Source organism: Streptomyces sp. NPDC059524 (assembly GCF_042749255.1).
Lineage (GTDB): Bacteria > Actinomycetota > Actinomycetes > Streptomycetales > Streptomycetaceae > Streptomyces > Streptomyces xanthii.
This window is the reverse complement of the sequence record NZ_JBHYTK010000254.1, coordinates 1-7,158: the sequence shown is the minus strand read 5'-3', so window position 1 is coordinate 7,158 and position 7,158 is coordinate 1. Positions and strand designations below refer to the sequence as shown.

Below are 7,158 nucleotides of genomic sequence, written 5' to 3'. Positions count from 1 at the left end.
GCTGGGGGGGGGGGGGCCCGCCGGGCGGGGGCGGGCCCGGCAACTCGGCCCCCGCCCGGCCCGCAGGCGCGGGGTGGCCGGCCCCCCCCCCCACCCCCCCCACCCCCCGGGACAGCGGCTCCGACGCGCTCGCCATGCGCACCCGGGCCCGCCGCGACGGCGACAGCTGGGTGCTCGACGGCAGCAAGTCCTTCGTCAGCAACGGCCCCGTGGCCGACCTCATCACCGTCTACGCCCGCACCAGCGACCGGCCCGGCCCGCTCGGCTACACCGCCTTCCTGGTCGAGCGCGACACACCGGGGCTGACCGTGGGCGCCCCGATCGCCAAGATGGGCCTGCGCACCTCCCCGCTGTGCGAGCTGTTCCTCGACGGGTGCCGCGTCCCGGCCGACCGGGTCCTGGGCCGGGTCGGCGGCGGCTACCTCGTCATGGAGTACGTGATGCGCTGGGAGATCCTGCTGACGTTCGTGGTGAACGCCGGCGAGATGCGCCACCGGCTCGACCGCTGCCTGCGGTACGCCAAGGAACGCGTCCAGTTCGGCCGGCCCATCGGCTCCAACCAGGCTGTCTCCCACCGCCTCGTGGACCTGCGCATCGGCGTCGAGAACTCCCGGCGCTGGCTCTACGACACCGGTGAGCGGATGGCGGCCGGCGAGAACGTCACCGAGGACATCGCCATCGCCAAGCTCGTCACCAGCGAGGCCAACGTGGCGTCCGCCCTGGCCGCGGTGCAGATCTTCGGCGGCAACGGCTACATGGCCGAGTACGGCATCGAGAAGGAACTGCGCAACGCGGTCGCCGGGACCATCTACTCGGGGACCTCCGAGACCCAGCGCAACCGCATCGCCGCCCTGCTCGGCCTGTGACGCCGGCCCCGCCGCCCCCGACGAAAGCAGAACGCCGCATGTACCCCAACGCCCTGCGCCCCACCGAGTTCCTCGACCACGAGTCCGACGAGGTGCGTGCCTTCGTGGCCGCCGCCCTCCCCTCGGGCCCGGGCACCCCCACCGAGTCCGCGGTCGCGCTCTACCACGCGGTCCGTGACGGCATCCGCTACGAGGTGTACGGCGCGGACCTGTCGCGCGAGGGACTGCGCGCCAGCCAGGTCGTGCGCGCCGGGTCCGGGATGTGCCTGCACAAGTCGGTGCTGTTCGCGGCGGGTCTGCGCTCGCTCGGCGTCCCGGCCCGGCTCGTGCTCGCCGACGTCCGCAACCATCTGGCCTCCGAGCGGCTCAGGGAGCTCGTCGGCGGAGACGTCTTCCACCAGCACGGACTGACCTCCGTTCACCTGGAGGGCCGCTGGGTCAAGGCGACCCCGGTGTTCAACAAGAAGCTGTGCCGGCTGTACCGGATGGCGCCGCTGGACTTCGACGGCACGGGCGACAGCCTGTACCACCCCTTCGACTCCGAGGGGCGCCGCCACATGGAGTTCCTGCGCTTCCACGGCGAGTTCGACGATCTGCCCTACGAGCGGATCCTGGCCGATCTGCGCGTCGCGCACCCGCGGCTGTTCGAGTCCGGCGACGCGACGGCGTTCGCCGCCGGGTCCCTGGAGGCCGACGCCGCGCGGACGGTGACGGCCTGATGCTGGTCAAGGTGTGCGGTGCCACGACCGAGGCGGAGGTGCGCGCGGTGGCCGGGGCCGGCGCGGACCTCGTGGGCCTGTGGTGCGGCGTCCCGGGCGGCCCGCACGACCTCGCCGCCGACGAGGTGGCGCGGCTGGCGGGCGCCGCCCGCCGCACCGGCACGGTGGAACCGGTCCTGGTCACCTTCGGCAAAGACGCGGGCCGGCTGCTGTCCGTCGTGTCCGAGGCGGGCCTGTCCTGGGTCCAACTGCACGGGTTCCAGCCGCCGTCGCTGGTGCGCCGGCTGCGCCGGGACGGGCCGCCCGGACTGCGGATCGTCAAGGTGCTGCACCTGGACCCGGCAGGGCGCTGCCTCCAGGGTCCGCTCGTCGCCGCGTACGAGCGGGCGGGCGCCGACCTCCTGCTGTTCGACACGGCGGCCGCCGACGGACGGATCGGCAGCACCGGGCTGAGCGCGGACCCGGCCGCGGTGCTCGACCTCGCGGCACGCACCACGCTGCCGTTCCTGCTCGCGGGCGGGATCGGCGCGCACAACCGCGACGACTTCGAGACGGTCCTCGACCATCCCCGGCTGCTCGGCATCGACGTGGACTCCGCGGCCCGGGGCCCGCTCGGCACGCTGGACGCCGAGGCGGCGAGCGCGGTGGTGCGGGCCTGGCGCGGCGAGCGGGGCGTGCGTGGGGAGGCCGCGGCGTGAGCGCGGACTTCGCGGCCGCGCTGCGCGCGGCGGCCCGCCCGGTGGTCATGGAGGTCAAGCGCCAGGACGCCGACGGCCGGGAGCTGCTCGGCGGCCGTACGGTCGCCGAGGTCGTCGCCGCCTACGAGGCGGCGGGGGCGCCCTGTGTGTCGGTGGTCACGGGGCGCTGGTTCGGCGGCACCGAGGCGCTCCTCGCCGAGGTCGCGGCGCTGACCTCGCTGCCGTTGCTGCGCAAGGACTTCGTCACGAGCCGGGGCCAGCTGCGCCGGAGCCGGGAACTGGGCGCCTCCGCCGTGCTGCTGACGGCTCGTCTGCTGGCGGCCGGCACGCTGGAGCGGCTGACGGAGGCGGCCCTGGAGCTGGGCCTGACCCCGTTCGTGGAGGTCGCCGACGCGGCCGAGGCGGCTGCCGTGCCGTACGGCGAGAGCTGTGTGGTCGCCGTCAACAACAAGGACATCGCCACGGGGGAGCGGGGTGCGGGCGATCTGACGCGTGGTCCGGCCCTGCTGCCGGCGGTGCGGGCGACGGGGACCGGGTGCGCGGTCAGTGCCAGCGGTATCGACGGTCCGCGCACGGCGGCCGGTCTGCTGGACGCCGGGTTCGACGGCCTGCTGATCGGGACCGGACTGCTGACGGCGGGCAGCCTGCCGGAGTGGATCGCGCGGTTCGACCGGGCCCGCAGAGGCGGGCCCGGTCGCTGACGTTCAGGACGCCGCGCTCGCGGCGGCCCTCTTGCGGCGTGCGGCGGGCGACTTGGCCCTGCCCCGCTTCGTGCGGCCCCACGGCTTGTAGACGGACACGACGGCGGCGACGGTGAGCAGGGCGAACAGGGCCGGCACGCTCCACAGGAGGAAGTCGCCGGGCCAGCCGGGGCCCGAGGAGGAGCCGGCGGAGTCCGCGGTGTTCTTCGCGGCCTGCGTGACGATCGGGTGGATCACGAACCAGGCGAAGACCGTCATGAAGAGGGTGATGACCCACTTCACGATGATCCAGAAGTGCAGCATGAAGCCCCAGGCGGTGCCCCAGGAGAGCAGGATCCCGCTGAGCGCGGCGAACACGCTGAACACGGTCACGGCGGTGTCGTCGAAGACGTACATCGCCTTGTAGACGCCCTTGGCGACGGCGGGGTCGTCGGTGGTCCAGCCCATGACGGCGAGGACGACCATGCCCAGGGACAGGCCGACCCACCCGACGGAGGTGACGACGTGGACGGCCAGGGTCAGCTTCCGTGCCCTGCGGCTCAGTTCGAACTTCTTCCTGCCCTTCTTCTCCTTCCGCTCGCGCTGCGCGGCGGCGGGGGTGGACGTGGTGGCGGTGGGGACGGGAGCGGTCAAGTCTCATGCCTCCTGGGACTCATGGGGGGTGGGGGCATAAACTCCGTATGCCGTAAGGGGAAACCCTTTATATAGTACGGAGTTCTGTTGTGGAGCGAGAGGACGTCACGAGAATGGCCAGAAAGGACCGCCCGGCGGACCCGGCGCGCACCCTCGCCCTGCTCTGGCGGGACCATCGGGAACCGGCTCCCCGCACGCGGGGACCCAAGCAGGGACTGACCGTCGACCGGATCGTCGACTCCGCGATCGCGGTCGCCGACGCCGAAGGCCTGGACGCGCTGGCGATGCGAAGAGTGGCCGAACCGCTCGGCGTGTCGGCCATGTCCCTCTACACCTACGTCCACGGACGCGCCGAACTCGTCAACTGCATGCTCGACAAGGTCCTCTCGGAGGCAGCCTCCCTGTCCGAGGTCGAGGGCGACTGGAGAGCCGCCCTGGAGCTGTACGCGCGCGACATCAGGGACATCGCCCGCCGCCATCCCTGGATGCCCGCCCTGTTCGGCTCCCGCATGCTCATGGGGCCCCACGAGACCGCGGTGTGGGACGGCGTCCTGCACGCCGTCTCCGCCACCGGCCTCACCGAGCCCGACATGCTCGCCGTCGTCAACCTCGTCAACGGCTACGTGCGCGGCGCCACCGTCCAGGAGGCCGACGCCCTGCAGGACGAACGCCGCACCGGCCTCAGCCACCAGGAGTGGTTCGAGCGCAGCGGCCCCGTCCTGGAACGTCTGATCCCCTTCACCCGCTACCCGACCCTCACCCGCGTCTGGATGTCCGGGGTCTTCGAGGAACCCGGCTCCGGTTTCGGCGACGACGGCGGCTTCGAGTTCGGCCTGCACCGCGTCCTGGACGGCATCGCCACCTACGTCGCCGAACGCGCCGCCGCCGGCAGCCGGTAACCGGCAGCGGCCGGTCAGGGGCCCGGTCCAGCGGATCTCAGGGATCCCTCCAGACCGGGCCCCGACCCTGTCACCACAGACCGACCGAGACGTCTCACCGAGCTGAGACCCAGGGTGACGAGGGTGGAACTGGCGTGACAGTACTGGTGACAGGCGCGACGGGATCCGTGGGCCGCCACGTGGTGGACCGGCTCCTCGCCGAGAACGTGACCGTGCGGGCACTCACCCGCGATCCCGCCGCGGCCCGACTGCCCGCACAGGCCGAGGTGTGCGCCGGAGACCTCACCGACCCCGCGAGCGTCACCGACGCCCTGCGCGGCGTCGACAAGCTCTACCTCTTCCCGGTCCCCGAGACCGCCCGCGAGATCGTCGCCGCCGCCCGTGACGCCGGCGTCCGGCACATCGTCGTGCTCTCCTCCTCGTCCGTCCTCGACGAGTCCGGCGACAACCACAGCGGCGAACACCACCGCGCCGTGGAAGAGGCCGTCCGCGCCTCCGGCCTCACCTGGACCTTCGTACGCCCCGACGAGTTCGCCACCAACGTCCTGTGGAAGTGGGGACACTCCGTCCGCGCCGAGGGCGTCGTCCGCGCCCCTTACGGAGACGCCCCCCGCGTCCTGATCCACGAGAAGGACGTCGCCGCGGTCGCCGCCGCCGCACTCCTCGACGACGAACGCCACGCCGGCCAGGCCTACGTGCTCACCGGCCCCGAGGCCATCACCCAGCGCGACCAGGTCGCCGCCATCGCCGCCGCCGTCGGACAGCCCGTCGCCTTCGAGGAGATCACCCCCGACCAGGCCCGCGAACAGATGGGCCGGGCCATGCCCGCGCCCGTCGTGGAGATGGTCCTCGGCTACCTCGCCGACGCCGTCGCCCACCCCCCGACCCCCGTCGACACGGTGGAGCGGATCACCGGCCGCCCCGCGCTGACCTTCGCGCAGTGGGCCGCCGACCACGCCGACGCCTTCACCCCGCAGACCACGAGGACCGCCGCATGAGCGCCCCCGCAGGAACCGAGACCACCCACCGCGCCCGCACCGGCCGCGCCGTCCGGATGACCGGCAGCGGCGAGCCCGAGCAGCACATCGAGACGCACGCCACCGACCGGCCCACCGCCGGCCGCGGCAAGGTCGTCGTCGAGGTCGAGGCCGCCGGCGTCTCCTACGCCGAGGTGCAGATGCTCCAGCACCTGCACCCCTTCCCGCCCCGCTTCCCCTTCGTCCCCGGCTACGACCTCGTCGGCCGGATCGTCGAGGTCGGCGCCGGCGTCACCGGGTTCGCGAACGGCGACCGCGTCGCCGCCATGCCCCGCTACGGCGGCTGGCAGACCCACGCCGAGATCCCCGCCGCCTGCCTGGCCCACCTGCCCGAGGACCTCGACGCCGCCGAGGCCGTCGCCCTGGTCACCAACGGCGTCACCGCCTGGCAGATGCTCCACCGGCTCACCGACGCCGCCCCCGGCGACACCGTCCTCGTCCACGGCGCCAGCGGCGGCGTCGGCTCCGTCCTGACCCGCATCGCCGTCCACCACGGCCTGCGCGTCATCGGCACCGCGTCGCCCGCCAAGCACGACGCCGTACGGGACATGGGCGCCGAACCCCTCGACTACCGCACCCCCGACCTGCCCGCCGCCGTCCGGCAGTTCGCCCCCGACGGCGTCAGCGCCGTCTTCGACCACATCGGCGGCAAGGGCCTCGACGACAGCTGGAAGATGCTCGCCCCCGGCGGCACCCTCGTCTCCTTCGACTCCTCCGTCGCCGGCTACCGGCCCGGCCAGTGGTTCCGCCCCCACCTGCCCGCCCTGCGCCGCAGCCTCACCCGTGCCCTCGCCCGCCTCCTGGGCCGCACCGGCGGCCGCCGCATGCGCATGTACTACGTCAAGCCCGGCAAGAACTTCGCCGCCGACCTCGCGACCATGTACGAGCTGCTCGGCCAGGGCGTCCTGCGCCCCGAGATCGCCGGCCGCCTCCCGCTCGACGACGCGGCCCGCGCCCTGCGCGAGCTCCTCGACGGCCGCGCGGTCGGCAAGTACGTCCTGATCCCCTGAGAGGAACCACCGACATGACCGCCACACAGGCCGAGCCGGCGATCCCCGCCGCCCCCACCGTCCAGCAGCGCAACAAGCAGATCGCCCTCGACTGCGCCGCCGCCTGGAACCGCTGGGAGCTGGACGGCATCCTCGAGCACTGGGCGCCGGACATCCGGCACTACTCCGAGGACCGCCAGGTCGACACCCAGCAGATGATCGGTGCGATGAAGGGCGGCCTCGCCGCCTTCCCCGACCTCCACCTGGACGTCAAGAGCGCCGTCGCCGAGGACGACCGCGTCATCCTGCGCATCACCGTGGACGCCACCCACCTCGGTGAGTTCATGGGCAAGGCCCCCACGGGCAAGAAGGTCACCTGGTACATGCTCGAGGAGCTCCGCTTCGACGCGGACGGCAAGATCATCGAGCACTACGACGTCTTCAACTACCTGCCCATGCTCAAGGAACTGGGGTTCGTGCCGTCCGACGACCAGTGACGAGCGGCACCGCACCCGCGAAACGGCCCTGCGCCCGGCCCCCGGCCGGCCCAGGGCCGGGGCCCTTCCCCCCCACCCCCCCCCACCCCCCCAAAAACCCCGCGGGCCGCCCCCCCCCC

Annotated in this window: 9 protein-coding genes; 8 read left to right on the top strand and 1 reads right to left on the bottom strand. The window is 73.3% G+C overall.

Annotation, left to right across the window (positions count from 1 at the left end):
• The 4 genes from ACFW9D_RS37265 to ACFW9D_RS37250 form a co-directional block, all read left to right on the top strand.
• Positions 1-866: acyl-CoA dehydrogenase family protein (locus tag ACFW9D_RS37265; RefSeq protein ID WP_384629816.1), on the top strand; the 866-nt coding region annotated here is incomplete at its 5' end.
• 38 nt (positions 867-904) lie between these two features.
• Positions 905-1,585, top strand: coding sequence for a transglutaminase family protein (locus ACFW9D_RS37260; protein ID WP_188341959.1), 681 nt, complete (start codon positions 905-907; stop codon positions 1,583-1,585).
• Positions 1,585-2,283 carry an N-(5'-phosphoribosyl)anthranilate isomerase gene (locus tag ACFW9D_RS37255; protein ID WP_384629814.1) on the top strand — a complete coding sequence of 233 codons (699 nt, stop codon included), beginning with the start codon at positions 1,585-1,587 and terminating at the stop codon, positions 2,281-2,283. Before ACFW9D_RS37260 ends, ACFW9D_RS37255 begins: the two co-directional genes overlap by 1 nt.
• Positions 2,280-2,984, top strand: coding sequence for an indole-3-glycerol-phosphate synthase (locus tag ACFW9D_RS37250; protein WP_384629812.1), 705 nt, complete (start codon positions 2,280-2,282; stop codon positions 2,982-2,984). Before ACFW9D_RS37255 ends, ACFW9D_RS37250 begins: the two co-directional genes overlap by 4 nt.
• A 3-nt stretch (positions 2,985-2,987) precedes the next feature.
• Here the strand turns inward: ACFW9D_RS37250 and ACFW9D_RS37245 are convergent, their stop codons facing one another.
• Positions 2,988-3,617, bottom strand: coding sequence for a DUF2269 family protein (locus ACFW9D_RS37245; protein ID WP_384629810.1), 630 nt, complete (start codon positions 3,615-3,617; stop codon positions 2,988-2,990).
• Positions 3,618-3,730: 113 nt separating this feature from the next.
• Here ACFW9D_RS37245 and ACFW9D_RS37240 point away from each other — a divergent pair, with 113 nt between their 5' ends.
• The 4 genes from ACFW9D_RS37240 (at position 3,731) to ACFW9D_RS37225 (ending at position 7,039) form a co-directional block, all read left to right on the top strand.
• Entirely contained in the window at positions 3,731-4,516 is a 786-nt protein-coding gene (locus ACFW9D_RS37240) for a TetR/AcrR family transcriptional regulator (protein WP_384629808.1), read from the top strand.
• Positions 4,517-4,650: 134 nt separating this feature from the next.
• On the top strand, positions 4,651-5,514 hold the full coding sequence (locus ACFW9D_RS37235; protein ID WP_384629806.1) for an NAD(P)H-binding protein: 864 nt from the start codon (positions 4,651-4,653) through the stop codon (positions 5,512-5,514).
• Positions 5,511-6,563: a zinc-binding dehydrogenase gene (locus ACFW9D_RS37230; protein WP_384629804.1), complete on the top strand. Its 1,053-nt coding sequence runs from the start codon at positions 5,511-5,513 to the stop codon at positions 6,561-6,563. The genes ACFW9D_RS37235 and ACFW9D_RS37230 overlap by 4 nt, the downstream gene beginning before the upstream one ends.
• A 14-nt stretch (positions 6,564-6,577) precedes the next feature.
• Complete coding sequence (locus tag ACFW9D_RS37225) at positions 6,578-7,039, top strand: ester cyclase (RefSeq protein WP_188341966.1); 462 nt, start codon at positions 6,578-6,580, stop codon at positions 7,037-7,039.
• Positions 7,040-7,158: the final 119 nt, after the last annotated feature.